We start from the raw sequence: 26,808 nt of genomic DNA on the forward strand, positions 1-26,808 counted from the left end.
CGAGGGTGTTTTTCATTTAGCTTCGAATTTTATTTTTCAAGTTTCAAGGAAAAGATAAGTTAGGGAACGTACAGAGTATTTATGCAAGCTGAATGTATACTTGTTCCATTGCGAAAACATCTGCTATCTACTAAAATGATTATAGTAGAAAAGAGGTAACAACATTGATGGAAACAAAGTATTGGAAATTAACAAAACAAGAAAAAATAGATATAGAGATGATTCAAGAAGCCTCCACACTTTTAAAGCAAGGCGAAACGGTAGCATTTCCAACCGAAACAGTTTATGGATTAGGTGCAGACGCTACCAATTCTGAGGCGGTTAGCAAAATCTTTGTAGCCAAGGGTCGACCTCAGGATAATCCGCTTATTGCACATGTTGCTAATAAACAACAGTTAGAGCGACTTGTGTGTGGATGGCCCGCATATGTGGATAAGTTAATGGAAGCTTTTGCTCCTGGACCGCTTACTTTTGTTTTGCCGAGTAATGGGGTATGTGCAGAAAACGTAACAGCGGGCTTATCAACCATTGGCGTGAGAATCCCAAGTCATCCGATAGCAAGGTGGTTACTCCGTGTATGTGATCTACCAATAGCAGCGCCTAGTGCAAATTTATCAGGAAAGCCTAGTCCTACTAGTGCGGAACACGTTTGGACTGATTTACAAGGGAAAATTGCTGGGGTAGTGGATGGCGGAACAACTGGTGTTGGATTGGAATCAACGGTGATAGATTGTACACAAGATATTCCTATTATCCTCCGTCCAGGTGGCATTACACAGGAGGAAATAAAAGAAATAACTGGGGCTGTTATGATTGATCCAGCTTTGGCAAATCAATCCGAAAGACCTAAATCACCAGGTATGAAATATAAACATTATTCACCAGAAGTTCCTTTATATATTGTGGAGGGTTCTTTAGAAGCGATTCAACGAAAAATCAACCAGTTGAAAATGGAGGGAAAGCTGGTGGGCTTAATGGCAAGTACAAAGGCTACCAACCATTTAACTGCGGATGAAGTCATCCCGCTAGGAGATAATCTTACTCAAATCGCGTCAAAATTATATGATGCATTACGAACGTTCAAGAACGGAAAAGTTGACATTATTATTAGTGAGTCCTTTTCAGAGAAAGGGATCGGACAGGCAGTGATGAATCGTTTAAAAAAAGCTGCAAGCCAGTATATAGAATTAAATTGAGGCAATGCCATAAGACGAATATATGTTCGATTGATTCGAATGTCTTTAGGTCATACCCTTCTGGTACTAGCAATCAGTAAAGCTTCACTTTATAACTGGAGAAAGCCAGACAAGTTCGAAAATTAGCTGAAACGTTTCGAATCTGTCTGGCTTTTGCTTTCTATAAAATCTGATTGTTAGGTGGTTTGTATAAATCACTTTCCCTATGTTCATATTCCATGTAGGACATGCATATAGTTTATAAGCGTGTCCTAGGGGGATTATCGATGTCGGGGTATATTGGAGAATTTACGGCTTTGTTGTTCTTATCGTTAGCACTTGGCCTAGACGCATTTTCTGTAAGCCTGGGATTGGGTATGCAGCGCTTGCGTCTGAAACGAATAGCGTTAATAGGCATAGTCGTTGGACAATTTCATGTCATTATGCCCTTTATAGGAATCATTTTAGGGAGAATAATTTCGGAACAAATTGGTCATCTAACGACACTAGCTGGAGGGCTATTACTCATAGGTATTGGTGCACAAATAATGTTCTCTGCATTTAATCATCAAGCAAAGAAAATCATCCAGCCTATAGGAGGAGGACTGATCTTACTAGCATTCGGACTGAGTATTGATAGCTTTTCAGTGGGACTTAGTCTGGGGATATCTGGAGTAAAAACAATTGTGGCGTTATTGCTTTTTGGAATAATTAGTTCCATCCTTTGTTGGGTCGGATTGCTCTTAGGTAGGAAGGTACGAGGATTCCTAGGTGTTTACAGTGAATTATTAGGAGGTAGTATTCTAATCGGATTTGGGTTTCGATTATTGTTTGGGTAAGCCCGATTGTCATTATAATCTATAATTATTGATTCAGATAATGAGAGCGTATTATATTTTATTCGCTTTCTCGGGTAAGCTTATGGTGAATAGAAAACAAGCGACTCAGGAGGAGAATCATGCTATCTAATCTTACGTTTAGGCTTGCTAATCTCGATGATCTCAATGACATTGTCAAGTTACTAGCTGATGATAAGCTTGGGGAAGTAAGAGAAAAATATGAAAACCCATTACCTCTAAGCTATCACCAAGCTTTTCAAGCCATTGACTCAGATCCAAATAATAGCTTATGTGTGGTAGAAAAGGAAAATCGAGTGGTAGGTGTACTGCAAATTACATTCACACCATATCTTACATACCAGGGAGGCTGGAGAGCAACCATAGAAGGAGTAAGAATTGATGCATCTGTAAGAGGACGTGGTGTGGGGAAGAAATTTATGGAGTGGTCTATTCAACAAGCTAAGGAGAAAGGTTGCCATGTTATACAGTTAACGACAGATAAACAACGACCAGATGCACTAGCTTTTTATCAACAGCTTGGATTTACCAATTCTCATGAAGGATTGAAATTACATCTTGAAAATTAAGCTATTGTAGTCAGATAGTCGTACTTTAATTAAGAACTGATTCTCAGCGCTGGTTACTAGCTGAGAATTGGTTCTTTTAAAATGTAATAAAAAGGTGGTGGTTTATAGGAAGACGAATATGGTATATTGGAGAAAGAGTTTAGTTATCGGAGGTTCCCTTTTATGAAATTATTGTTTGTTTGCACAGGCAATACATGTCGCAGTCCAATGGCAGAAGCTTTAGTGAAACATAAAATACCAGAAGCAGAAGTACAATCGGCTGGCATTTTTGCTGCGGAAGGTCAGTATGCAAGTCCAAAAGCCATAGAAGTTTTAAGACAAAAACAAATAGTGCTGAATCATCAATCGCAACCAGTCACAAATAAGCTTTTGAATTGGGCAGACGTTGTTTTGACAATGACAACACAGCATAAGCAATCACTTATAATGGAATATCCTAACTATCAGGATAAGTACTATACGTTAAAAGAATACGTTTCCGAAGCCGATAAAGAAGTATGGAAGAAATTAAAGCAGTCATATGCGGAATATGAGGAAAAAAGGTCACTATTTATCCAAGAAAATCAGCATAAGCTAGATAATTCTCTCTTAGACCAACAGATTCAAGAGTATCTTGCAGAAGACATAACTAATATTCGAAGACTCGAGGCTAATTTAATTAACTACGATATATCAGATCCCTTTGGTGGAGATTTACGAATATATCAAGAGACACTAGATGAATTGGATAAATATATCGATCTACTGCAAAAAAAATTATCAAAATAGGCAGGGGAACGTATTATGGAAAAGAAAAGATATCGTTTTAGTTTACGGCTGAAATTAGTGTTGTTTACGACAGTATTAGCACTGGTAACGTATTCGGTTAGTGCCATTTTTATTTATGTTGTCTTTAATTATGTGCAAAATTACTGGGAAATCTCTGAACAACTATTTACGATCGGAACACTTATACTTGGTATTATTTGGTCAGGGATATTAGCATTTTTTGCAGCCCGTTTCATAGTAAAACCACTAGAAAAGCTTGAAGCCGCTGCATCTGATGCTGCTAAGGGCAACCTGAATCAAGTTATAGAAATTTCTAAATCGGATGATGAAATCAGAGCACTTGGAATCTCATTTGACAAAATGCTTAAAAATCTGACGAATATCGTACATAATATAGATAGGCATTTTGAAAGTACAAATAAATCAGTTATTCATATTAAAGATGCTTCCGATCAGGTTACGCAACATTCTACCTTAATACGCTCGTCAATTGATGATATATCAAAAGGGGCAGAGAGCTCATCAGAAGCTATTCAAAATACTGCTGAAGCAGTTGAATTGGCAACAGAGCTGGCACAAGAGGTTCAGCGTAAGGCGACACACTCAAAAGAAAAATCTGGAGAGATGCTCGACGTCCTAAATCACAGTAAGCTAGCTGTTAATCAACTCGTTGATGGTATTCAGAAGCTAGCCAATGAACAGGAATTATCATTAAAGGATGTTGACCATTTAAAGCAAAATGCCATACAAGTTGAGACGATTATTACCTTGGTTGGTGAAATCGCCGAACAAACAAATTTACTTGCATTAAATGCTTCAATTGAAGCGGCGCGTGCGGGAGAGCATGGAAAAGGTTTTGCAGTAGTAGCTGATGAAATTCGAAAATTAGCTGATCAGAGTGCACAAGCAGTACAGCAAATTTCTGCGTTAATTGCTGCAATTCAAAAAGATGTCTCTGGTGTTGTTGCTAAAATTAACGAAAATGTTTCCTATGCAAAAGCAGAAGCTGCTAATGGTAAAACAACGAACAAGGCAATTGCGCAAATGTCAGGTTCTGTTGAGAATGTAGCTAGTGAAATTGATCGTATCTCGGAATTGGTGGATCGCCAATTAAAATCTATTGAGGATACCGTAAAGCAATCACAAGAGGTTGCTGCGATTGCTGAAGAAACATCGGCTGGAGCAGAAGAGGTAAATGCAGCAATTCACGAGCAAGCATCTACGATTGAACAAGTGGATCATTTAGCACATGAATTAGAAGAGCAAGCTAAGAGCTTAAATCAGCAAATCAATCAGTTTAAAGTAAATTAGTTTGGTACTAGAAAGGAGCAACAAAAAGTGAAGGTAATTGTTACTGCAGATCACGCAGGAATGACTGTCCGTAATGAAATAAAGGACTTACTAGAGGAGATGAACATTGACTATGAGGATGTTGGCTGTAGCTGTGAATCGTCAGTAGATTATCCAGACTACGCATTACCGGCAGCAGAACGAGTAGCCAGTGGAGAATTTGATCGAGGTATCTTTATTTGTGGAACGGGTATTGGAATGTCGATTGCAGCGAATAAGGTAAAAGGTATTCGTTGTGCCTTAACTCATGATGTATATAGTGCGAAATTGACACGCCAACACAATAATTCAAATGTTCTTGCTATGGGGGAACGTGTTGTCGGTCCAGGTCTTGCTCGTGAGGTTGCAAGAATTTGGCTAGAAACGGACTTCGACGGTGGACGTCATGAAAATCGAATTAACAAAATTACAACGTATGAAGAGCAGTAAGGCAAGCTATGGGCTTGCCTAGACTTATATCACATGGTAGGTGATAAAAATGTTCGAACTTCTGAAGCAAATGAAGCTAGAATTGTCTAATATGCAAACGGAATGGGAGAAATCAGGTTTCTTACATCAAGGTGAATTATTTGTAGTAGGATGTTCTACCAGTGAGGTAGCAGGGCAACAAATTGGTACTTCTGGAAGTGAAGAAATCGCAGAAGTCATTTTTGAACAGCTAACTGAATTACAAATAAAAACAGGTATTCACCTCTCATTTCAATGTTGTGAACATTTAAATAGAGCAATTGTCGTAGAACGAAAAGTAATGCAACAATATAAATTAGAAGAAGTATCCGTGATTCCTACCCGTCAAGCGGGTGGATCAATGGCATCGTATGCTTATAAACATTTGAAGGACCCAGTGATTGTCGAATGTATTTCGGCACATGCTGGTATAGATATTGGAGAGACAATGATTGGGATGCATTTAAAATCTGTAGCAGTTCCTATTCGTTTTCAACAGCGTTTTCTCGGTAATGCGAGGGTTGTAGCAGCATATACTCGACCAAAAAGAATTGGTGGGCATCGAGCTGTCTATGCTAGTAGTTGACACAGCTATTCACAAATTATTAATTATTCACATTAGGGTCACTGTTCAAATTATTGGATGAAAGTCTATTGAAATTTATTCCAATGTTTTGAACAACATCTGAAGTGATTAAAATACATAGGAGGTTTTACAATGGAGCATGTGAAACAAATAGATATGGAGTTATTTGAAGCTATGGAAGCAGAGAAAAAACGCCAGCAGGATAAAATTGAACTGATTGCGTCAGAAAATTTCGTCTCAGAAGCAGTTATGGAAGCGATGGGTTCTGTGTTAACAAATAAATATGCAGAGGGTTATCCAGGAAAACGATATTATGGTGGATGCGAGCATGTTGACGTGGTAGAGAATCTAGCTCGTGATCGTGCAAAGCAGTTATTTGGAGCAGATCACGTAAATGTTCAACCTCATTCAGGTGCACAAGCGAACATGGCTGTCTACTTTACAATCTTAGAACCGGGAGATACGGTACTTGGAATGAACTTAAGTCATGGTGGACACTTAACACATGGAAGTCCAGTTAACTTTAGTGGTACGCTTTATAACTTTGTAGATTACGGTGTCGATCAAGAATCTGAACAACTTGACTATCATGCAGTATTAAAAAAAGCGGAAGAAGTTCAGCCGAAGTTAATTGTTGCGGGTGCCAGTGCGTATTCACGAGTTATCGACTTCGCAAAATTTAAAGAGATTGCCGATGCGGTAGGCGCTTATTTAATGGTTGATATGGCACATATTGCTGGACTAGTTGCTGCAGGACTTCATCCAAATCCTGTTCCATACGCTGATTTTGTAACTACAACAACACATAAAACATTGCGTGGTCCACGAGGCGGGATGATATTGTGTAAAGAAGCTTTTGCTAAAAAGATCGATAAAACAGTATTTCCAGGAATGCAGGGTGGCCCTTTAATGCATATTATTGCTGCAAAAGCAGTATCATTCAAAGAAGCATTATCCGATTCTTTTAAATCATACAGCAAGCATATTATTGAAAACGCAACTGTACTTGGAAAGGCATTACAGGAAGAAGGAATTCGTATTGTATCTGGAGGAACGGATAATCACCTTCTGCTTTTAGATGTTACGCCGCTTGGCTTAACAGGAAAGATTTCAGAGAAGGTTCTTGACGATATTGGTATAACTACCAATAAAAACACGATACCATTTGATCAAGAGAGCCCGTTTGTAACAAGTGGGATTCGAATTGGTACTGCTGCAGTTACTTCTCGAGGGTTTGGTAAAGAAGAAATGAAGGAGATTGCTGCTATAATTGCATTAACTTTGAAAAATCACGAAGATGAAACGACTTTGAAAACAGCAGAGCAACGTGTAAAAGCATTAACCGAAAAATTCCCATTATATGCTGTCTTTGCATAGATTTTACAGGGTGTCCTTATGGGCATCCTTTTTTCGAGGTAGACGTGAATAGCTAGGCTAATTTACCATTCATTTAATATGGAAATATTTTCGCTAAGCTTGAAAGCTTATCTATTTTTGAGTACAATTTTAAAGATGCAACTAATACAAAGGAGTGATCGGCAAAATGGGAAAGGTTTTCGTACTGGATCATCCGTTAATTCAGCATAAATTAACGTACATACGAGATAAAAACACTGGAACGAAAGAGTTTCGGGAATTGGTAGATGAAGTTTCCATGCTTATGGCTTTTGAAATTACCAGAAACCTGCCGCTGCAAGAACAAACGATAGAAACACCAGTGATGGAGGCAAAAGCCAACGTACTTGCTGGTAAAAAGATTGGACTTGTACCTATTCTTCGAGCTGGGTTAGGTATGGTTGATGGTATGTTAAAGCTTATCCCGGCAGCGAAAGTAGGTCATGTTGGATTATATCGTGATCCGCAGACACTAAAGCCAGTTGAATATTATGTTAAATTGCCTACGGATATTGAAGAACGTGAATTGATCGTGATTGATCCGATGCTAGCTACTGGTGGATCGGCAAACGATGCAATCCATTCCTTGAAAAAACGGGGGGCACAAAACATTCGGTTGATGTGTCTAATAGCTGCTCCAGAAGGAGTAGAGGTAATTAAGGAAGAGCACCCGGATGTAGATATTTACCTTGGAGCTTTAGATGAGAAGTTAGATGAAAAGGGTTATATAATCCCTGGGCTAGGTGACGCTGGAGACCGTTTGTTCGGAACAAAATAACAATATCCTGTTGGAGTGAATATAAAATGACTAAGCGGATAAAAGTAATGACGATTTTTGGTACAAGGCCAGAAGCGATTAAAATGGCACCTCTTGTACTTGAATTAAATAAGCGATCGGATGAATTTGAATCTATTGTTACTGTTACTGCTCAACATAGAGAAATGCTAGATCAGGTTCTGGAAATTTTTGATATTACACCAGATTATGACCTAAATATTATGAAGAAGCAGCAAACGTTAGCACAAATTACGACGCGGGCATTAGAGGGTTTGGATGAAGTAATGAAAGAAACGAAGCCTGATATTGTTCTTGTCCATGGAGATACTACAACTACTTTTGCAGCTTCACTTGCGGCATTTTACAATCAAATTGCTGTAGGTCACGTAGAAGCTGGTCTTAGAACTTGGAATAAATACTCTCCGTATCCTGAGGAAATGAATAGGCAGCTTACTGGCGTTATGGCAGATCTGCATTTTTCACCAACGGATAAATCCAAGCAGAATTTAATACAGGAAAACAAGTCTGAGAAGCATATAGCTGTGACAGGGAATACGGCTATAGATGCGTTGAAAACGACGGTAAATGCATCCTACAGTCATCCAATCCTTAATAAAATTGGAGACAAACGCCTTGTTTTAATGACTGCTCATCGGAGAGAAAATTTAGGTAATAATATGCAGCAAATGTTTCGAGCAATTAAGCGATTGGTTGAGACACATGACGATATTCAGGTCGTATACCCAGTGCATTTGAATCCGGTCGTTCAACAGACTGCGAATGAAATTTTAGGAAATGATGAAAGAATTCAACTAATTGAACCACTCGGAGTAGTCGATTTTCATAATTTTGCAGCTCGTTCTCATTTGATTTTGACTGATTCTGGTGGTGTTCAGGAAGAAGCACCTTCTTTAGGTGTGCCTGTCCTTGTGTTGCGAGATACAACGGAACGGCCAGAAGGAATAGATGCAGGTACATTAAAATTAGCAGGGACAGATGAAGAGACAATTTTTCAACTAGCTAATGAATTGTTATCCGATCAAGACGCACATGATAAAATGGCAAAAGCTTCTAATCCTTATGGGGACGGAGAAGCTTCACGTCGAATAGCAGATGAAATAAAGAAATACTTTTCGAAATAAAAAATATCTAAAAAACATGATAAAGCCGAACGGATCCGAAGGCTGTTTTAGCGTTTCGGGATGATCGTTCGGCTGTTTTCTTTGACTCCCAACATCCTTTCCCACACCCTTTTTCCTCTAAAAAAGTAATTGATGATATGTGCCTAACAATTATTCAAACGTTTGTACAATATAGCATTAAATATGACAAGTGCATAGTTTTTGTCTTGTTTTCAAAAGCTAATGGCAGAAAGGAGTTTAATTATAATGCGTCCATTGCTTTTTGTTATTACCCTCTTAATGATAATGATCCCACTATCTTCATCCTTGGCTGCTGAGGATAGCTTAGACAAGCAGTCCATTATCGTAGAAGTTGAAGGAAGTCCTAGTGAACATCGAAATTATCTACAGGATCATTATCCCTTTATTGACGTCGTAGCTGTTTATACAAAATTATTTAATGGGCTCGCACTGCAAGGAACCCCACAAGAATTACAAAGAATGCAATCACTGGATTTTGTGAAAAATGTACATGCAGTAAAAACATATGAAACAACAAGATTCAAAAATTTAGGCGTTGATAGTGAAAATGCCGTTTTTCCATATGAATTAAATGATACAGGCTATACTGGAGAAGGTGTAAAAGTAGGTGTGATTGATACAGGAATTGACTATGAACATCCTGATTTACAAAAGAACTATCAAAGGGGATATGATCTGGTAGATTTGGATGATGATCCAATGGAAACGAAGTCTAAGCAGGGCATCCCTACCTTACATGGATCTCACGTATCTGGAATTATTGCTGCGAATGGGCAATTGAAAGGTGTAGCACCTGAGGCTGATATCTATGCGTACCGTGCCCTTGGTCCAGGTGGCAGTGGTACGTCGGTACAAGTTATTGCGGCAATGGAGCAGGCAGTGGAAGATGGTGTGGATGTCATGAATCTATCATTAGGAAATAGTGTGAATGGACCTGATTACCCAACAAGTGTGGCAGTAAACAAAGCTGCAGAACTCGGTATAGCTGTAGTGATAGCAAATGGTAATAACGGTCCAGCTAATTGGACTGTTGGATCACCAGCTACAGCAAATAAAGCATTGTCAGTTGGAGCTTCTAGTCCAGAACGAGAGATGCCATTCCTCTATGAAAGATGGGATGATAAACAGATTAGTCTATCCACTATGTCAGGGTCTGTACCATGGAATCTTGATACGTTTTATGAGATAGTAAATGCTGATACAACAGCAAATGTTAAAGGTAAAATTGCGTTGTTCACGCGTGATGACGTGCCTTTTTCACAAAAGGCACAAGCGGCTCAAGTAGCAGGAGCTAAAGCGGTAGTTATTCACAATAATGAAGAAGGTCATTTTCAGGGGATGATTCATACAGATAAGCAGCCAATTAACATACCAGTGGCATCGATTTCTCAAAGCGACGGGGAATGGCTAAAGAAAAAATTAGATGAAAAAGAGAAGCTTTCTTTAGAAACCAACTATAAAAAAATAGAAGAATCCATTGCAGACTTTAGTTCTAGAGGTCCTGTAACCGTTAATTGGAACATAAAACCTGATATTTTAGCTCCAGGTGCTTCAATAGTAAGCACTGTCCCAGGTGGTTATCAAGCATTGCAAGGAACAAGCATGGCTGCACCGCATGTGGCAGGCGCGATTGCCTTAGTAAAAGAAGCAAATCCAACTTGGTCAAATGCAAAAATCTATGGAGCCATAAAAACTACAGCAGCAAGATTGAAAAATGATGAGGAAGAGTCTATTGATCCTATTGTTCAGGGTATGGGTCTAATTCAACCAAAACAAGCTATAGAGGCGGAGACTATTTTATATGACCCACAATTAACGTTTGGTCAAATTGATGACTATAGTGAAAATAGAAAGCGAAAAACGATAATTGAAAACACCAGTAATAAAACGAAAACCTATCATTTTAAGATTCCATATAAACAAGCAGGATTGAGCTGGAAACTACCAAAATCTTTTACACTAAAACCGCATGAAAAAAAGCAAATAACAATTGAGTTAAGGGTAACATCTTCACAATTAAAAAAAGGTGTACATCAAGGTTGGATAACCCTTAATGAGCAAGGTAACACATATGAAATGCCTTATTTGTTTGTAAATAAATCTGCGGACAACCCTAAAGCAATGGGCTTTGAATTTTCATTAAAACCTTTTTCCGATGATGTATTTACGTATCGATTATATGTAACAGAACCGGCACAGCGCGTTGATATTGATCTTTACAATCCGGATACACTCGTTTATGAGCGTAGACTAATGACCAAGGAAGATATGAATACAGGAGTAAATGAAGGACAATTAAAGAAATCGGAAGCTGGTGAGTCAGGCCATTATTTAGCAATTGTTACAGTCCAATTAGCAGATGGATCATATGAGAGCCATCAAACGATGATAACAATACCTTAATAAGTATAAAGTAATCATTTGTTCACAGAAATGTCACGAATTAGCAAAGGAAAATCCACTATACTGATAGTAGGATTTTCCTGGCTTTTGTTATACCTTAGTGGGTTTACAAACAGTTTCAAAAAAAACGTCAAATCCCTTGAATCATGTTGTAAATTTTGGCTAGTAAATTTAATGCAAAATATGCCTGAAACTAATTGACATTAAGGGGTTGCTCCTGTAAACTTGCTTAGTGTGGAATGGTAGGGGTTTCACAGCACTTAAGTACATTTCTCCTTATTTAATAGCCGTTACATAATATACGATGTAACCCAGCTGAAAGAACATAAGATTTTCCACACAGAAACTTCGAATCCAATGAATGTGAAAACAAAGAACAACGAGGAATACGCATAAGGAATAAACCACAGTTTAGGTTAGTTTCCGAATGTTTGAAAGAATAAGTACATGCTATTCAACTTCTGTTGATAAATGACGAGGGAAGAGGGAATTATGTCGCAATTTGAAAAAATGACTGCACGACAACGCAAGTGGATGTTCTACCTTCTCGCTATTTTTGTACTTGGGGCTGGATTCACACCATATCCTCGTATTTTCCTCGGGCTGCTTTTAGGGAGCATTGTAAGTTTTTATAACTTATATTTACTCCAAAAGAAAATTGTCGATTTTACTGATGCGGCAGCCAATAAAACACCAACTCGAGGTATCGGCACTGTATCAAGATTCGCTGCGGCTGCTTTAGCTATTATTATTGCACTTCGAATGGAGGAGAACTTTCACATCATTGCTGTATTAATTGGATTAATGACATCCTATCTCGTCATTATGATAGATTTTGCTCTTTATAACATTAAACATTCGAGCAAGAAAGAGGGGTGAATAACGTGGATCATACTGCACCGATTTACCATGACTTATTTGGTATTTCATGGCTTGATTTTAATTTATCTAATGTATTAATGATGTTCATTACATCACTTATTGTATTTGTATTGTGTGTTCTAGGTGCTAGGAAGCTACAAATGAAGCCATCAGGCGCACAAAATGTAATGGAATGGATCCTAGATTTTGTAAAAGGAATCATCAATGACACCATGGATTGGAAGACTGGGAAACTATTCCTCCCACTAGCATTAACACTGTTCACTTATATTTTAGTAGGAAACATGCTAGGGGTAATTACAAACGGTGTTGTTGGTCATGATGTATGGTGGAAGTCACCAACTGCTGATCCAGGAATAACACTAACGTTATCAGCAATGGTAATTGTTTTAACACATTTTTATGGTATTAAACTTCGCGGTGGAAAAGCATACTTAAAGAGTTATGTACAACCTCTATGGCCGCTATTTCCAATTAAAATCGTCGAAGAGTTCTCAAACACGCTTACATTAGGCTTACGTCTATTTGGTAACTTGTATGCAGGGGAAGTATTACTTTCTCTATTAGTAGGTTTAACTACTTCTTCCGTATTAGGATTTTTAGGTGGAGCTATTCCATTCTTGGCATGGCAAGGATTCAGTGTGTTTATTGGAGGAATTCAAGCCTTTATCTTCACGATGTTGGCAATGGTTTATATGTCACATAAAGTAAGTGAAGATCACTAATATCGTTAATTAGCCTGTCTTTATATTTGAGATAGGAAATTATTAAAAACTTATACAACATTTTGAGGAGGATTTATATTATGGGAGCTTTAGCAGCTGCAATAGCAGTAGGATTAGGTGCATTAGGTGCTGGTGTAGGTAACGGTTTAATCGTTAGTCGTACAGTTGAAGGGATTGCCCGTCAACCAGAATTAAAAGGTCAATTACAAACAACTATGTTTATTGGTGTAGGTTTAGTTGAGGCAATGCCGATTATTGCCGTAGTTATCGCATTAATGGTTATGTAGAAATAGAATGTATCTTTAATGGCGAAGACCATCTTTATAAAGTGCTTCGCCGTTGTTTGTAATGAGTAGGAAGTAGAAGATAGATGGTTCACGATAAGAAGTGAAAGGAGTGAATTCTGTGCAAGCATTCACGGATTATTCGGTGATTTATGCAGCACTTGGTGGTTTCCATTACGGTGATATGTTAATGCAATTGTTTTTCTTTATTGTATTGCTTCTTTTAGTTCGTAAATTTGCTTGGGGTCCAGTTATGAACATGATGCAAAAGCGCGAGGACTATGTTGCAGGTGAAATTGAAGCAGCTGAAAAAAGTCGTGCCGAAGCAGAACAGGCTTCTAAAGAAGCAATGGAACAACTAAAGCAGACGAAGCAAGAAGCGCAAGCAATGATTGAAGAAGCACGGAATGCTGGAACTAGACAGCAAGAAGAAATTATCGCTGCTGCAAAAGCAGAAGCTGATCGCATGAAAGAATCAGCTCAGGTTGATATTCAGAATGAGAAGGAAAAGGCACTGCAAGCATTGCAGGATAAAGTTGCTTCCTTATCTGTACTTATCGCAAGTAAAGTAATTGAAAAAGAAATAAGTTCTCAGGATCAGGAGAAACTTATTAACGATTACATTAAAGAGGTAGGAGAAGAGCTATGAGTAATGCAGTAGTTGCAAAGCGATATGCAGAGGCTCTTTTTCAACTAGGAAATGAAAAAGCTACATTAGAACAGCTTTTAGATGAGCTTCGTGTGGTTAAAAAAGTAGTTGAAGATAATGAAGATCTTTATATATTCCTAAAGCATCCACGTATTACTAATGAGAAAAAGAAACAGTTCCTTGACGAAGTGTTTAACGGTCTTCAAATAGATGTTATCAATACGATGAAACTATTAGTAGAAAGACATCGCATTGAACTCACTTCATCCATTATTGATCATTTTATCCAGTTAGTAAATGATGCGAAAGGGATTGCAGATGCAACTGTTTATTCGGTTCGTAAATTAGCGGATGAAGAACGCCGTGAATTAGAAGATAGCTTTGCTAAACGATTTAATAAGAAGAAAATCATGCTTACAAACGTTGTAGATCCAACACTTATAGGTGGAATGAAAATTCGTTTAGGAAATACGATTTATGATGGCTCCGTTAGCGGCAAGCTAAAAAGAATCGAACGAAATATTGTAACTGCAAACAAATGAAGATAGGGGTGAAATGGTATGAGCATCAAAGCAGAAGAAATCAGTAATCTGATTAAGCAACAAATCGAAACTTTCGATTCAGATATTGAAGTAAGTGATGTCGGCACTGTTATCGAAATTGGTGACGGTATCGCACGTGCTCACGGTCTTGATAATACAATGGCTGGTGAGTTACTAGAATTCTCTAATGGTGTAATGGGATTAGCACAAAACCTTGAGGAAAGCAATGTTGGTATTGTAATTCTTGGCCCTTACACTGGTATTAAAGAAGGCGACGAAGTTCGTCGTACGGGACGTATTATGCAAGTACCTGTTGGAGAGGAATTAATCGGACGTGTTGTTAACCCGTTAGGTCAGCCATTAGATGGCAAAGGACCTATTGAAACGTCTAACACACGCCCAATCGAAGCCCAGGCACCAGGTGTAATGGATCGTAAATCGGTTGATGAACCATTACAAACAGGTATTAAAGCGATCGACGCTCTTGTACCAATCGGACGTGGGCAACGTGAATTAATTATTGGTGACCGCCAAACTGGTAAAACAACAGTTGCTGTTGATACTATTTTGAACCAATCTGACCAAGACATGATTTGTATCTATGTAGCAATCGGTCAAAAAGAATCAACTGTAAGAAGTACGGTAGAGACGTTCCGTCGTCACGGTGCATTAGACTATACAATTGTTGTATCAGCTAGTGCATCTGACCCTGCACCATTATTGTATCTTGCTCCTTATGCTGGTGTAGCAATGGGTGAAGAGTTTATGTATAACGGAAAGCACGTACTTGTTGTATACGATGATCTATCAAAACAAGCTGTAGCATATCGTGAGCTTTCATTACTATTGCGTCGCCCACCAGGACGTGAAGCATTCCCAGGGGATGTATTCTACATCCACTCGCGTCTTCTTGAACGGGCTGCTAAGTTAAGTGATGCAATGGGAGGCGGCTCATTAACTGCACTCCCATTTGTTGAAACACAAGCTGGTGACATCGCTGCCTATATTCCAACAAACGTAATTTCGATTACAGACGGACAGATATTCTTACAATCTGATTTATTCTTCTCTGGGGTTCGTCCAGCAATCAATGCTGGTTTATCTGTATCTCGTGTTGGTGGATCAGCACAAATTAAAGCAATGAAAAAAGTTGCTGGTACACTTCGCTTAGATTTAGCATCTTATCGTGAGTTAGAGGCATTCTCTCAATTTGGATCTGATCTTGATAAATCAACTCAAGCAAAATTGAATCGTGGTCAGCGTACAGTTGAGATTCTTAAACAAGGGCTTCATAAGCCAATGGTTGTTGAAAAACAGGTGATGAGTCTTTATGCATTAACAAGAGGATTCCTTGATGATATTCCAGTTGAAGACATTCTTCGTTTTGAAGAAGAGATGAACATTTGGATGGATAGCAACCGTAAAGAACTATTAGACTCTATTCGTGAAACTGGAAAACTTCCAGAAGAGTCTGATATGAACGATGCAATCGAAACATTCAAGAAAACATTCTTGCCTTCTGAAGGTTAGAACTTAGTATGAGATACAATACGCGTAACCTTTTACATGAAAGGGCGGTGAAATAGCTTGGCATCACTTAGAGATATTAAAGGTAGAATTGATTCTACGAAGAAGACAAGAAAGATCACTTCTGCTATGCAAATGGTATCTGCTTCTAAGATGGCAAAAGCAGAACAAAATACCAAGGCATTTGAACCTTATAGCCAAAAAATCCAGGAGGTCATGGCAAATATTGCTAACTCCTCGACAGATGCAACGCATCCAATGCTGGAGATGCGTGAGGTTAAGAAGAGCGGTTACCTTGTTATTACAGCAGATAAAGGTCTTGTAGGGGCATACAATAGTAATGTTTTAAAAAGCCTTTATAAAACGATTCAGGATCGCCATAAGTCAAAAGATGAATATACGATTATTGCAATTGGACGTATGGGTTATGAATTTTGTAAAAAAATGGATCTTCCTGTTGCTAAAAGTGTCATAGGGATCGCAGATCAACCTGATTTTGCAGACATTAAAGCACTTGCTTCTGAAACGGTACAATTGTATGCCGATGAGGAAATTGATGAATTATATATGTTCTATAACCACTATGTTAGTGCAATCTCACAAAAAGTTACGACGACACAACTGTTGCCGATTACTAATCTGGGAGAACAGGCTAGCTCTAGTAGTGAATACGAATATGAACCAAATGCGCAGCAAATTCTCGATATACTTTTACCTCAATACGCAGAAAGTTTAATCTATGGTGCATTATTAGATGGTAAAGCGAGTGAACACGCGGCAAGTATGACGGCGATGAAGAGTGCAACGGATAATGCTGGCGAGCTTATTGATGACTTGACATTAACCTATAACCGCGTGCGTCAAGCTGCAATTACGCAGGAGATTACGGAAATCAGCGGAGGAGTAGCTGCTCTCGAGTAGCATTCCTTGCGTTTTCTGGAAAGTTAGTTAGGAGGGAAATCGATGAGCAAAGGACTTGTTACACAAGTTATGGGACCTGTCGTTGACGTTAAATTCGAAGACGGACAGCTTCCTGATATTTACAACGCTTTATCAGTCCAAGTGGTTACTGATCAAAAAACAGGCTCAACGACAGAGCTAGCATTAGAAGTAGCGCTGCACTTAGGTGATAATAGCGTTCGGACAATTGCTATGTCATCAACAGATGGTTTGAAGCGTGGAATAGAAGTTGAAGACAAAGGAAAGCCAATTTCTGTTCCTGTTGGTGATGTGACACTTGGAAGAGTATTTAATGTACTTGGTGAGAATATTGATTTAGATGAGCCATTATCTACAGAAGTACGTCGTGATCCAATTCACCGTCAAGCACCAGAATTTGAAGACCTGACTACGGAGACGGAAATATTAGAGACGGGTATCAAGGTCGTTGATTTATTAGCACCTTATGTTAAAGGTGGTAAGATTGGTTTGTTTGGCGGTGCTGGGGTTGGTAAGACCGTCTTAATCCAAGAATTAATTAATAATATCGCCCAAGAGCATGGTGGTATTTCCGTGTTCGCAGGTGTTGGTGAACGTACACGTGAAGGTAATGATCTTTATTATGAAATGAAGGACTCAGGTGTTATTGCTAAAACAGCGATGGTATTTGGTCAAATGAACGAACCACCAGGTGCTCGTATGCGCGTAGCATTATCCGGTCTAACAATGGCTGAGTACTTCCGTGATGAACAGGGACAAGACGTATTATTGTTCATCGATAACATTTTCCGTTTCACACAGGCTGGTTCAGAGGTATCTGCACTTCTTGGACGTATGCCATCAGCGGTTGGATACCAACCAACACTTGCTACAGAAATGGGACAATTACAAGAACGAATTACATCAACAAATAAAGGATCTGTTACTTCTATTCAGGCAATTTATGTGCCTGCCGATGACTATACAGACCCTGCACCAGCGACAACATTTGCTCATTTAGATGCAACAACAAACCTTGATCGTGGATTATCTGAGCAAGGTATTTATCCTGCGGTGGATCCTTTAGCATCTACATCACGTGCATTAGACCCTGAGGTCGTTGGAAACGATCATTATCAAGTAGCAGTAGAAGTACAACAAACACTACAGCGTTATCGTGAGCTACAGGATATCATCGCTATTCTTGGTATGGATGAATTGAGTGATGAGGATAAATTAGTTGTTGCTCGTGCTCGCCGTATTCAATTCTTCCTATCTCAAAACTTCCACGTTGCTGAGCAGTTCACAGGACAAAAGGGTTCATATGTACCTGTAGCAGAAACAGTGAAAGGATTTAGAGAAATTCTAGACGGTAAACATGATGACCTTCCGGAAGATGCTTTCCGTTTAGTTGGACGTATTGAAGAAGTAGTGGAAAAAGCAAAAGAAATGGAATAATAGAAGTTGGCTGAAGCTATGGAAAAGTATGTATATACTTGGTCAATCCAATACATTGATTGCTTCATGTCAACAGAGGAGGGGTTACATTGAAAACACTAACTGTGAGTGTTGTTACTCCTGACGGTCCAATACTGGAAGATAGTTTTGAAATGGTCAGCTGTAAAGCAGAGAGTGGAGAACTGGGGATTTTACCAGGGCACATCCCACTTGTAGCACCATTATCCATTAGTGCTGTCCGTTTAAAGCGTGAAAATAATATCGAACGATTAGCGGTTAATGGAGGTTTTATGGAGGTTAGACCAGACAAGGTGACGATTCTAGCACAATCTGCTGAAAAACCTACAGATATAGATATTCAACGTGCAGAAGCTGCAAAAGCTCGTGCAGAACAACGCCTGCAGTCGAAACAAGACAATGTTGACTTCCTGAGGGCAGAATTAGCACTCCAAAGAGCGATAAATCGACTAAAAGTCGCAAAGTAAGCAATGGTGTTTGTTCACCATAGCATAGCGTTACTCATGTGATCATAGGTCAGTAATATTCATTGGGCAATGTTAATAATCATTCTTAATAGTTGCTTATTACCTTAAAAACCTTTTATAACAAAAGTTATAAAAGGTTTTTTACTTCATGATATACCATAAAATCTGAATTCCCACTAAAAATTACATTAATTAACAATGTATACATTAAATACAAGAAAAAGTGAAACCCCAATCAATGGGTTTTTTACTGTGTAAAGTATGAATAGTTTGTCGATATTTCCCGGGAAATGGATAAAATGTAACTTCAATCAGCGAGCGATGTTTATCCCCTACTTATCCATATTGGTTTCACTTTATTGTTTGAAGCGGCGTCTTACTGTCAGTTATATGAGGAATAAAAGTAAGCGTTTGATAATCGCTCTCCTTCTATTTCTCTACATGATTGACTTTTTTTAGCATACATGGCAAAGTTAGAAAGAGTAATAAAATAAAGGTGGTACTTATGTTTTCGATTGGACAACAAGCAATAATTAGTATTCTATCGCATCTACTATTTATATATCTCACATGGCGGTTAATAACGGCAATCAACTTTGAACCTATTATTAAGAAAGGACGAGCAAAGGAAGCTCAAATCTTTATCTTATTTATAACGATCGTTATTGGCTCTGGAGTAAGTAGGTTCTTTTTAGAAATTCTCCAATGGTCTAGAGATTTAAATCACTTATTTTAATTAATATTTTATAAATCTAGTAAAATGTCATAATTTGTATCGTATGTATTGAGATCTCTCGGTTCATACTATGGGTAACTATAGTTGGACACGGGGGATTTTATTATGAAAAAGATATTTATATTATCTATTATGCTACTAATGATTACAAATAATGTTGCAGCGAAGCAATCATTTAATCAAAAAGAGCTTGTTGATTTAGCTAATTATATGATGAATAACAGTGCCAAGGTGGAAGATTGGCAAGTAACTTTAAAGGAAGCTATCACTAGAGAGGATAGTAAACATCTTGTACATGAGTTACAAACCAACTTTAAACCTAATTTTTCCGAGGACAAAAATAAGTTAAAATATTCCTTTAGTGACGCTCTATTACCAGAGGGGATTAACGTATTATATAATGTGGTGATTCCTAAGCAAAAGCAGTATAATGCAGAACTCATTATTGTTATTAAAGGAAAGAGCTGGAGTAAAGAAATTGAAAAAAACTATAGAAACGTATTAACTACTAGTTTAAATGCATATTTTACTGAAGCTGTAAAAAAATTTGCTTGTCTGACGACTAAGGGGAATGATATAATAAGTGGTGATTATTTTTTAGAAAACATGACAAATTATTTTCAAGTACAACAAGTAAAGACACAATTTGATAATGTGAAGAATTCAACGCATAAAAAAATAATTTATGGGTATACACCTCTATGGAATCAAAAAATTTCTGTAGATAATACATCTATGAACTTACAAATCGCAATCAAAGATACAGGATCGGACTATCCTACATATACGATAGGAACACCTATCCTAATAAATGAATATTAATATAATGAAATTGGATCTGAAGGAGATTTGAAATATGGAAAAAATCATCGTAAGAGGCGGACACCAATTGGAGGGCACCGTTAGGGTTGAAGGTGCTAAAAATGCTGTACTTCCTGTCATTGCAGCCAGTCTTATTGCAAGTGAAGGAAAGAGTGTTATTACAGATGTCCCTGAACTCGCTGATGTATATACAATTAATCAAGTATTGAGCAATATGAATGCAGATGTTACATTTGAAAATAATACAGTTACTGTTGATGCTTCAAATAAATTAACTACGGAAGCCCCATTTGAATATGTTCGTAAAATGCGTGCCTCTGTATTAGTAATCGGACCATTACTGGCACGCTATGGCCATGCAAAAGTAGCTATGCCTGGTGGATGCGCAATTGGGTCAAGACCAATAGATTTGCATTTAAAAGGGTTCGAGGCTATGGGTGCAGAAACTCATGTTGGTAATGGCTTTGTAGAACTGAACGTAGATGGGCGTCTTAAAGGTGCAAAAATTTATTTAGATATGCCTAGCGTTGGTGCAACAGAAAATATCATGATGGCTGCTGCGCTTGCAGAGGGTAAGACAATAATCGAAAACTGTGCAAAAGAACCAGAGATTGTTGACTTGGCAAATTATTTAAATAAAATGGGTGCTAAAGTTGTTGGTGCTGGTACAGAGACGATTCGAATTGAAGGTGTAGATTCACTACATGGGGTTGAACATACCATTATCCCGGATCGAGTTGAAGCAGGTACATTTATGGTTGCAGCTGCAATTACAAATGGAAATGTATTGATTGAAAATGCAGAAAAGGAACATCTTCGTTCTGTTATTTCTAAACTGGAAGAGATGAACGTTTCTATTACTGAAGAAGACAATGGTCTTCGTGTTATTGGTCCTAAGAAGCTTAAGGCAACTGATATAAAGACTCTACCACATCCAGGATTTCCTACAGATATGCAATCACAAATGATGGCACTGATGCTAGCTGCTCAAGGTACAAGTGTTATTACGGAAACGGTATTTGAGAATCGGTTTATGCATGTAGAGGAATTCCGACGCATGAATGCAAAAATGAAAATCGAAGGTCATAGTGTCATTATTGAGGGTCCAAGTAACCTTCAAGGTGCAGAAGTAGCAGCAACAGATTTACGTGCCGCAGCTGCATTAATTTTAGCTGGTTTATGTGCTGAAGGTGTTACTAGAGTAACAGAGCTAAAGCATTTGGATCGCGGATATGTAGATTTTTCTGGTAAGCTTGCATCCCTTGGAGCTGATATTGAACGAGTGGATGAGAATGGCCACGCCATAGATTCTTTTGTACAAGTAGATGCCACAAATAATCAAATTGCTGCTGAGCTATCTTAATCATGCTATGGAAAAAATACGAATTGTTAAACAGGTGATGGTTTCTTGCCACATCTGTTTTTTTATTGTCTAGGAAGTTATGAAATTATTCCATGTGGATAAATATGAGCGTGTTAAGCCGCATCCAGCTCCAGTGCTCAGAAACGAGGCGACTTCACGAATCGCCCTACAATAAGTTCGGATCACAAGCTCACCGTGAATTCCTTTATCTCCGTTGACTCGCTCCAGGCTACGTTTCTAATCGGGCGCTTGCGCTTTTGTTCTAAGTTAAGAAAGTATAAAATCAGTGCAATGACTGCGTTAAGCCAGGTAGTTATTTTGAAATGTTTGATGTATATTGGCAATGCCCCGACTAATTACTTCGCTTTCCGCGGGCACGGCCTCAACTAACTTTGCAAAGAAGAACACGTTGCAAAGTGGATTTTCGGCTCGCGCAATTCCCGCAGGAGTCTACGTAATTCGTCTCCGCTATGAGAAGGTGCAACAATTCTTGTCATAAGTAATAGGTTGACTTTTGTTACAATGGGTAAAGCGAAAATCGTTATCCGTGAGTATAAAAGCAGCTGTGTTACTTCATGCTAGCGTTGTAGAGCCTGATAATAGCGAAGGCCGGCCACTTCAACTCCTGTGGGAAATGTTTGACCTGAAGATCCACTTTTTTGAGCGGGTTTTGCTAAAAAAGTTAGCTGAAGGACAAACCCCACGGAAAGGGAAGTGGGCAGCCGGAGTTGTGGTCAAGCAGTAGCTATTATTCCATAATAGCTACTAGAGGAAGCGTAAATCTGAGCATGTAGTGATAAGGACTGAGCGAATTTTGCTCCGTTTTTCTTATTGTCTAATTTCCCCCGTATATAACTTGTACTGCTCCCACTTTATAAATATAACATGATTATTCGTATTTTGAGTAAAGAAGTTGTGTTTTGTCCAAGCCTTTTCCTATTCTTGGCACTTCCTTACGCTAATCTTTTGCCTACTATTTAAAAGAATGTATGAGCGAAGAAACGTAACATAAATCAATAGTTGAAGTACTACTAATAGAGGATCCTAAGAGCGTTTACCTTCTTTGTGTTCGTTATATTTCGACTTTTCATTTTATTAACTGTATGTTAGAATTGAAAGAAAATTACTAATACTGAAAAAGACCTAAAAGGAGTACTCATCATGAAATTATATGTGTCGGTTGATATGGAAGGAATAACAGGTTTACCTGATTATACCTATGTGGATTCTAATGAGCATAACTATGATAGAGCTAGGAAAATCATGACAGATGAAACCAATTATGTGATTGAAGCGGCATTTCAAACAGGTTGCAGAGAAATTTTAATAAATGATAGTCATTCTAAAATGAATAATATACTTATAGACCAATTACATCCAGACGCTCAATTAATTACAGGTGATGTAAAGCCTTTTTCCATGATGCAAGGATTAGATAATACATATGATGGAGCAATGTTTGTCGGATATCATGCTCGAGCAGGTCAGTTTGGCGTTATGTCACATGCAATGATCCATGCTGTACGTAATTTTTATATTAATGATCATCCGATTGGGGAAATGGGATTAAATGCCTATTTAGCAGGTTATTATCAAGTCCCAATAATTTTTGTAGCGGGGGATGACCAGGCAGTTAGGGAAGCACAGGAGCTGATTCCCAATGTTACAACTGCAACAGTAAAGGAAACCATATCTAGGTCTGCCGTTAAAAGTTTAACACCCAAAAAAGCTGGTGAACTTCTAACAATGAAAGTAAAACACGCCATTACTAATCGAAATCAAGTAAAGCCATTAATACCTCCAAAACAACCAATATTAAAGATAGAATTTAACAATTATGGTCAGGCGGAATGGGCAAATTTAATGCCTGGAACGCAAATACTGCCTGAATCTACCGTTGTATCTTTTCAGGCAAAAGACATATTAGAAGCGTATCAAGCGATGCTTGTTATGACGGAGCTCGCTATGAACACAAAATTTTCATAGGGAGGAAAAAGCATGCTACGATACATACTAAAAAGGCTACTTATCATGGTGATAACACTTTGGATTATTGTTACATTAACGTTTATTCTAATGGTTTCAATTCCTGGCTCCCCTTTTAATAGTGAAAGAGGAACAAACGAAGCGGTACAGGCAAACTTAGAGGCTCATTATAATTTAGATGAACCTTATGTTATACAGTATTTTCTATACTTAAAATCAATTGTAACGTTTGATTTTGGTCCATCCATTAAGCAACCTTCGCAGACAGTAAATGATATGTTAGGTCGTGGTTTTCCAATCTCATTTGAATTGGGGATTATTACCATTATTGTTGCTGTTATTTCTGGAGTCACTCTAGGGATATTTGCAGCACTCAAACATAATAAAGTAATCGACTACATGGCAATGGGATTTGCAGTTCTGGGTATTTCGATTCCGAATTTTGTATTAGCAACATTGTTAATACAACAACTAGCAGTAAACTATGAACTATTCCCAGTAGCAAGATGGCTAAGTCCAGCACATATGATCTTACCAGTAACGGCGTTAGCGACTGGTCCAATGGCTATCATAGCACGTTTGACAAGATCTACAATGCTAGAGGTATTGACACAGGACTACATAAAAATGGCGCGGGCTAAAGGACTTTCTCCTTGGAAAATCGTTATCAAGCATGCATTAAAAAATGCGTTAATGCCAGTTGTTACCATTATGGGGACTTTGCTTGCTGGAATATTAACGGGTACCTTTGTGATTGAAAAAATATTTGCAGTTCCAGGCATGGGGAAATATTTTGTTGAAAGCATTAATCAACGAGATTATCCAGTAATAATGGGGACTACCGTATTTTATAGTGCATTCTTAATTATCATGCTTTTCCTTGTTGACCTTGCGTACGGTATTCTTGATCCGCGAATTAAGTTACATAAAAAGGGAGGAGAATAGTATGAAATTAAAAGACAAACCCTCGAAACATTTCTATTCTCCTACAGACATACCAGATGATTGGTTTAATTGGAAGGAAAAAGATAATCAAGTTGCAGAAGCTGTTGCCCGACCATCGTTATCCTATTGGCAGGATGCATGGAAGCGTCTAGTTAAAAATAGACTAGCTATGGCAGGTTTAATTTTCTTAATTGTACTCGTAATTTTTTCAATATTCGGCCCTTTGATTTCACCTTATGATGTGAATAAACAAGATTTACCAAATCAATACCAACCGCCTTCAGCAGACCACTGGTTTGGGACAGATAATGCAGGTAGAGATGTATTTACCAGAACGTGGTATGGTGCAAGAATCTCCTTGTTTGTCGGATTAATGGCTGCCTTAATCGATTTCTCCATCGGCATTTTATATGGTGGAATAGCTGGTTATAAAGGTGGTCGAACGGATAACATTATGATGCGAATTATTGAGGTATTGTACGGTCTACCTTACTTATTAGTTGTTATTTTACTATTGGTTGTACTTGGCCCAAGCTTAAGCACAATAATAATTGCCTTAACCGTTACTGGATGGGTTGGAATGGCAAGGATTGTCCGGGGCCAAGTATTACAGATTAAGAACTTTGAATTTGTCCTCGCATCCAAATCATTTGGGGCGAAGACACCTCGAATTATTCGGAAAAATTTATTACCCAATACGATGGGCCCAATTATTGTACAAATGACTCTGACTGTTCCTAGCGCAATTTTCGCAGAAGCTTTCTTAAGCTTTTTAGGGCTAGGTATCCAAGCACCCTTTGCCAGCTGGGGAGTAATGGCTAACGATTCATTAGGTGCGATTCTATCTGGAAACTGGTGGACATTGTTTTTTCCTGCATTTTTCATTTCGTTTACGATGTTTGCGTTTAATGTATTAGGTGATGGTCTTCAGGATGCACTTGATCCGAAGCTTAGGAAGTAGGTGAACAGATGGACAAAATACTAGAAGTAAAAGACCTTCATGTAACATTTTCAACTTACGGTGGGACTGTTAAGGCAGTAAGGGGAGTTAATTTTTATTTAAATAAAGGTGAAACCCTGGCTATTGTTGGTGAATCTGGGTGTGGGAAAAGTGTAACCTCTAATGCCATTATGCGACTCATACCTGAACCACCAGGAAAGATTTCAAACGGGTCCATTATTTTTAAAAATAAGGAACTAACAACGCTTTCTGAAAAAGAGATGAGATCAATCCGTGGGGTAGATATCTCTATGATATTCCAAGACCCAATGACTGCGCTTAATCCTACACTCACTATAGGCACACAATTAATGGAAGGATTACAACAGCATCAACAAATAACAGGAGATCAGGCTAAATCTAAAGCGATAGAAATGATGAACTTAGTGGGTATTCCGAATCCAGCAGAGCGGTTGAAGCAATATCCCCATCAATTTAGTGGTGGGATGCGACAACGAATTGTTATTGCGATGGCTTTAATCTGTAAACCAGAATTACTGATTGCAGATGAGCCAACGACTGCTTTAGATGTAACAATTCAGGCTCAAATTCTTGAACTGTTTAATGAAATTCAGGAAGTAACTGGAGTTTCGATCATACTTATTACACATGATTTAGGGGTTGTTGCTAAAATTGCTGATCGTATAGCCGTTATGTATGCTGGAAAAATCATTGAGGTTGGTACAAAACGTGAGATTTTTTATCAGACACAGCATCCATATACAAAGGGCTTATTGCATTCGGTCCCACGATTAGATTTACAGGGAGAGAAATTGACTCCAATTGATGGTACACCACCTGATTTATTCTCACCCCCACAAGGATGTCCATTTACAGCAAGATGTCCTTTAGCGATGGAGGTGTGCGATAAAGTTTATCCCGTGACGACTGAACGAAGCGATTCTCATAAAGTGGACTGCTGGATGCAGGATGATCGGGCAAAACAGCTATTGGCTACATCAGCCGAAAAATAATATCACGAGAAGGGGGACTTT

The 26,808-nt window shown here is 38.3% G+C and carries 28 protein-coding genes; all 28 read left to right on the forward strand.

The genetic code is table 11. The annotated features are described in order from the left end of the window. Positions 1 to 167: 167 nt before the first annotated feature. The 28 genes from ABDZ84_RS13845 (at position 168) to ABDZ84_RS13980 (ending at position 26,787) form a co-directional block, all read left to right on the forward strand. Positions 168 to 1,196, forward strand: coding sequence for an L-threonylcarbamoyladenylate synthase (locus ABDZ84_RS13845; protein WP_026681791.1), 1,029 nt, complete (start codon positions 168 to 170; stop codon positions 1,194 to 1,196). Positions 1,197 to 1,462: 266 nt separating this feature from the next. Further along, positions 1,463 to 2,014: a manganese efflux pump MntP gene (locus ABDZ84_RS13850; RefSeq protein WP_026681790.1), complete on the forward strand. Its 552-nt coding sequence runs from the start codon at positions 1,463 to 1,465 to the stop codon at positions 2,012 to 2,014. Positions 2,015 to 2,133: 119 nt separating this feature from the next. Beyond that, the gene (locus tag ABDZ84_RS13855; RefSeq protein WP_026681789.1) at positions 2,134 to 2,601 is read left to right on the forward strand and encodes a GNAT family N-acetyltransferase; all 468 of its coding nucleotides are present in this window, start codon (positions 2,134 to 2,136) and stop codon (positions 2,599 to 2,601) included. A 162-nt stretch (positions 2,602 to 2,763) separates the two neighbouring features. After that, on the forward strand, positions 2,764 to 3,369 hold the full coding sequence (locus tag ABDZ84_RS13860; RefSeq protein ID WP_026681788.1) for a low molecular weight protein arginine phosphatase: 606 nt from the start codon (positions 2,764 to 2,766) through the stop codon (positions 3,367 to 3,369). 15 nt (positions 3,370 to 3,384) lie between these two features. Further along, positions 3,385 to 4,680, forward strand: a complete 1,296-nt coding sequence (locus ABDZ84_RS13865) for a methyl-accepting chemotaxis protein (RefSeq protein WP_026681787.1) — start codon at positions 3,385 to 3,387, stop codon at positions 4,678 to 4,680. 27 nt (positions 4,681 to 4,707) lie between these two features. After that, positions 4,708 to 5,148 (forward strand): ribose 5-phosphate isomerase B, encoded by a 441-nt coding sequence (gene rpiB / locus ABDZ84_RS13870; protein WP_026681786.1) that lies wholly within the window; start codon positions 4,708 to 4,710, stop codon positions 5,146 to 5,148. 91 nt (positions 5,149 to 5,239) lie between these two features. Then, complete coding sequence (locus tag ABDZ84_RS13875) at positions 5,240 to 5,752, forward strand: TIGR01440 family protein (RefSeq protein WP_371414005.1); 513 nt, start codon at positions 5,240 to 5,242, stop codon at positions 5,750 to 5,752. A 132-nt stretch (positions 5,753 to 5,884) separates the two neighbouring features. Continuing rightward, positions 5,885 to 7,129: a serine hydroxymethyltransferase gene (locus ABDZ84_RS13880; RefSeq protein ID WP_026681784.1), complete on the forward strand. Its 1,245-nt coding sequence runs from the start codon at positions 5,885 to 5,887 to the stop codon at positions 7,127 to 7,129. Between the two features lie 166 nt (positions 7,130 to 7,295). After that, positions 7,296 to 7,925: a uracil phosphoribosyltransferase gene (upp, locus tag ABDZ84_RS13885; RefSeq protein WP_026681783.1), complete on the forward strand. Its 630-nt coding sequence runs from the start codon at positions 7,296 to 7,298 to the stop codon at positions 7,923 to 7,925. A gap of 26 nt (positions 7,926 to 7,951) precedes the next feature. Continuing rightward, positions 7,952 to 9,067 (forward strand): non-hydrolyzing UDP-N-acetylglucosamine 2-epimerase, encoded by a 1,116-nt coding sequence (gene wecB, locus ABDZ84_RS13890; protein ID WP_026681782.1) that lies wholly within the window; start codon positions 7,952 to 7,954, stop codon positions 9,065 to 9,067. A gap of 246 nt (positions 9,068 to 9,313) precedes the next feature. Further along, positions 9,314 to 11,491, forward strand: coding sequence for a S8 family serine peptidase (locus ABDZ84_RS13895; protein ID WP_121603955.1), 2,178 nt, complete (start codon positions 9,314 to 9,316; stop codon positions 11,489 to 11,491). A gap of 492 nt (positions 11,492 to 11,983) precedes the next feature. After that, positions 11,984 to 12,370 (forward strand): ATP synthase subunit I, encoded by a 387-nt coding sequence (locus ABDZ84_RS13900; protein ID WP_026681780.1) that lies wholly within the window; start codon positions 11,984 to 11,986, stop codon positions 12,368 to 12,370. Between the two features lie 5 nt (positions 12,371 to 12,375). Then, the gene (atpB, locus tag ABDZ84_RS13905; protein ID WP_026681779.1) at positions 12,376 to 13,098 is read left to right on the forward strand and encodes a F0F1 ATP synthase subunit A; all 723 of its coding nucleotides are present in this window, start codon (positions 12,376 to 12,378) and stop codon (positions 13,096 to 13,098) included. Positions 13,099 to 13,178: 80 nt separating this feature from the next. Next, positions 13,179 to 13,385: a F0F1 ATP synthase subunit C gene (gene atpE, locus ABDZ84_RS13910; RefSeq protein WP_019378207.1), complete on the forward strand. Its 207-nt coding sequence runs from the start codon at positions 13,179 to 13,181 to the stop codon at positions 13,383 to 13,385. A gap of 118 nt (positions 13,386 to 13,503) precedes the next feature. After that, positions 13,504 to 14,031 (forward strand): F0F1 ATP synthase subunit B, encoded by a 528-nt coding sequence (atpF, locus tag ABDZ84_RS13915; protein ID WP_343781935.1) that lies wholly within the window; start codon positions 13,504 to 13,506, stop codon positions 14,029 to 14,031. Next, entirely contained in the window at positions 14,028 to 14,573 is a 546-nt protein-coding gene (locus tag ABDZ84_RS13920; RefSeq protein ID WP_026681777.1) for a F0F1 ATP synthase subunit delta, read from the forward strand. The genes atpF and ABDZ84_RS13920 overlap by 4 nt, the downstream gene beginning before the upstream one ends. A gap of 18 nt (positions 14,574 to 14,591) precedes the next feature. Next, complete coding sequence (gene atpA, locus ABDZ84_RS13925) at positions 14,592 to 16,103, forward strand: F0F1 ATP synthase subunit alpha (protein ID WP_343781938.1); 1,512 nt, start codon at positions 14,592 to 14,594, stop codon at positions 16,101 to 16,103. 57 nt (positions 16,104 to 16,160) lie between these two features. Then, entirely contained in the window at positions 16,161 to 17,021 is an 861-nt protein-coding gene (gene atpG, locus ABDZ84_RS13930) for an ATP synthase F1 subunit gamma (protein WP_166530108.1), read from the forward strand. A 42-nt stretch (positions 17,022 to 17,063) separates the two neighbouring features. Beyond that, positions 17,064 to 18,476 (forward strand): F0F1 ATP synthase subunit beta, encoded by a 1,413-nt coding sequence (atpD, locus tag ABDZ84_RS13935; protein WP_026681774.1) that lies wholly within the window; start codon positions 17,064 to 17,066, stop codon positions 18,474 to 18,476. Between the two features lie 89 nt (positions 18,477 to 18,565). After that, positions 18,566 to 18,961: a F0F1 ATP synthase subunit epsilon gene (locus ABDZ84_RS13940; RefSeq protein WP_026681773.1), complete on the forward strand. Its 396-nt coding sequence runs from the start codon at positions 18,566 to 18,568 to the stop codon at positions 18,959 to 18,961. Between the two features lie 505 nt (positions 18,962 to 19,466). Then, a complete protein-coding gene (locus tag ABDZ84_RS13945; protein WP_026681772.1) occupies positions 19,467 to 19,697 on the forward strand; it encodes a DUF1146 family protein in 231 nt (76 codons plus the stop codon). A gap of 105 nt (positions 19,698 to 19,802) precedes the next feature. Next, positions 19,803 to 20,519, forward strand: coding sequence for a YwmB family TATA-box binding protein (locus ABDZ84_RS13950; protein ID WP_026681771.1), 717 nt, complete (start codon positions 19,803 to 19,805; stop codon positions 20,517 to 20,519). Between the two features lie 34 nt (positions 20,520 to 20,553). Next, positions 20,554 to 21,882 (forward strand): UDP-N-acetylglucosamine 1-carboxyvinyltransferase, encoded by a 1,329-nt coding sequence (gene murA, locus ABDZ84_RS13955; protein ID WP_026681770.1) that lies wholly within the window; start codon positions 20,554 to 20,556, stop codon positions 21,880 to 21,882. A 514-nt stretch (positions 21,883 to 22,396) separates the two neighbouring features. Further along, positions 22,397 to 22,627: a hypothetical protein gene (locus ABDZ84_RS13960; protein ID WP_166530109.1), complete on the forward strand. Its 231-nt coding sequence runs from the start codon at positions 22,397 to 22,399 to the stop codon at positions 22,625 to 22,627. Positions 22,628 to 23,043: 416 nt separating this feature from the next. Next, a complete protein-coding gene (locus ABDZ84_RS13965) occupies positions 23,044 to 23,868 on the forward strand; it encodes a M55 family metallopeptidase (RefSeq protein ID WP_026682411.1) in 825 nt (274 codons plus the stop codon). 12 nt (positions 23,869 to 23,880) lie between these two features. Next, a complete protein-coding gene (locus tag ABDZ84_RS13970; RefSeq protein ID WP_026682412.1) occupies positions 23,881 to 24,813 on the forward strand; it encodes an ABC transporter permease in 933 nt (310 codons plus the stop codon). A 1-nt stretch (position 24,814) separates the two neighbouring features. Next, complete coding sequence (locus ABDZ84_RS13975) at positions 24,815 to 25,774, forward strand: ABC transporter permease (protein ID WP_281949994.1); 960 nt, start codon at positions 24,815 to 24,817, stop codon at positions 25,772 to 25,774. 8 nt (positions 25,775 to 25,782) lie between these two features. Next, the gene (locus ABDZ84_RS13980; protein ID WP_026682414.1) at positions 25,783 to 26,787 is read left to right on the forward strand and encodes an ABC transporter ATP-binding protein; all 1,005 of its coding nucleotides are present in this window, start codon (positions 25,783 to 25,785) and stop codon (positions 26,785 to 26,787) included. Positions 26,788 to 26,808: the final 21 nt, after the last annotated feature.

This window comes from Virgibacillus salarius (assembly GCF_039521925.1).
Classification (GTDB): Bacteria; Bacillota; Bacilli; order Bacillales; family Amphibacillaceae; genus Virgibacillus; species Virgibacillus salarius.

Coding starts and splice junctions, on each gene's coding strand:
- ABDZ84_RS13845 (WP_026681791.1), top strand. CDS start 168: ATGGAAACAAAGTATTGGAAATTAACAAAACAAGAAAAAATAGATATA.
- ABDZ84_RS13850 (WP_026681790.1), top strand. CDS start 1,463: ATGTCGGGGTATATTGGAGAATTTACGGCTTTGTTGTTCTTATCGTTA.
- ABDZ84_RS13855 (WP_026681789.1), top strand. CDS start 2,134: ATGCTATCTAATCTTACGTTTAGGCTTGCTAATCTCGATGATCTCAAT.
- ABDZ84_RS13860 (WP_026681788.1), top strand. CDS start 2,764: ATGAAATTATTGTTTGTTTGCACAGGCAATACATGTCGCAGTCCAATG.
- ABDZ84_RS13865 (WP_026681787.1), top strand. CDS start 3,385: ATGGAAAAGAAAAGATATCGTTTTAGTTTACGGCTGAAATTAGTGTTG.
- ABDZ84_RS13875 (WP_371414005.1), top strand. CDS start 5,240: ATGCAAACGGAATGGGAGAAATCAGGTTTCTTACATCAAGGTGAATTA.
- ABDZ84_RS13880 (WP_026681784.1), top strand. CDS start 5,885: ATGGAGCATGTGAAACAAATAGATATGGAGTTATTTGAAGCTATGGAA.
- upp (WP_026681783.1), top strand. CDS start 7,296: ATGGGAAAGGTTTTCGTACTGGATCATCCGTTAATTCAGCATAAATTA.
- wecB (WP_026681782.1), top strand. CDS start 7,952: ATGACTAAGCGGATAAAAGTAATGACGATTTTTGGTACAAGGCCAGAA.
- ABDZ84_RS13895 (WP_121603955.1), top strand. CDS start 9,314: ATGCGTCCATTGCTTTTTGTTATTACCCTCTTAATGATAATGATCCCA.
- ABDZ84_RS13900 (WP_026681780.1), top strand. CDS start 11,984: ATGTCGCAATTTGAAAAAATGACTGCACGACAACGCAAGTGGATGTTC.
- atpE (WP_019378207.1), top strand. CDS start 13,179: ATGGGAGCTTTAGCAGCTGCAATAGCAGTAGGATTAGGTGCATTAGGT.
- ABDZ84_RS13920 (WP_026681777.1), top strand. CDS start 14,028: ATGAGTAATGCAGTAGTTGCAAAGCGATATGCAGAGGCTCTTTTTCAA.
- atpA (WP_343781938.1), top strand. CDS start 14,592: ATGAGCATCAAAGCAGAAGAAATCAGTAATCTGATTAAGCAACAAATC.
- atpD (WP_026681774.1), top strand. CDS start 17,064: ATGAGCAAAGGACTTGTTACACAAGTTATGGGACCTGTCGTTGACGTT.
- ABDZ84_RS13945 (WP_026681772.1), top strand. CDS start 19,467: ATGTTTTCGATTGGACAACAAGCAATAATTAGTATTCTATCGCATCTA.
- ABDZ84_RS13950 (WP_026681771.1), top strand. CDS start 19,803: ATGAAAAAGATATTTATATTATCTATTATGCTACTAATGATTACAAAT.
- murA (WP_026681770.1), top strand. CDS start 20,554: ATGGAAAAAATCATCGTAAGAGGCGGACACCAATTGGAGGGCACCGTT.
- ABDZ84_RS13965 (WP_026682411.1), top strand. CDS start 23,044: ATGAAATTATATGTGTCGGTTGATATGGAAGGAATAACAGGTTTACCT.
- ABDZ84_RS13970 (WP_026682412.1), top strand. CDS start 23,881: ATGCTACGATACATACTAAAAAGGCTACTTATCATGGTGATAACACTT.
- ABDZ84_RS13975 (WP_281949994.1), top strand. CDS start 24,815: ATGAAATTAAAAGACAAACCCTCGAAACATTTCTATTCTCCTACAGAC.
- ABDZ84_RS13980 (WP_026682414.1), top strand. CDS start 25,783: ATGGACAAAATACTAGAAGTAAAAGACCTTCATGTAACATTTTCAACT.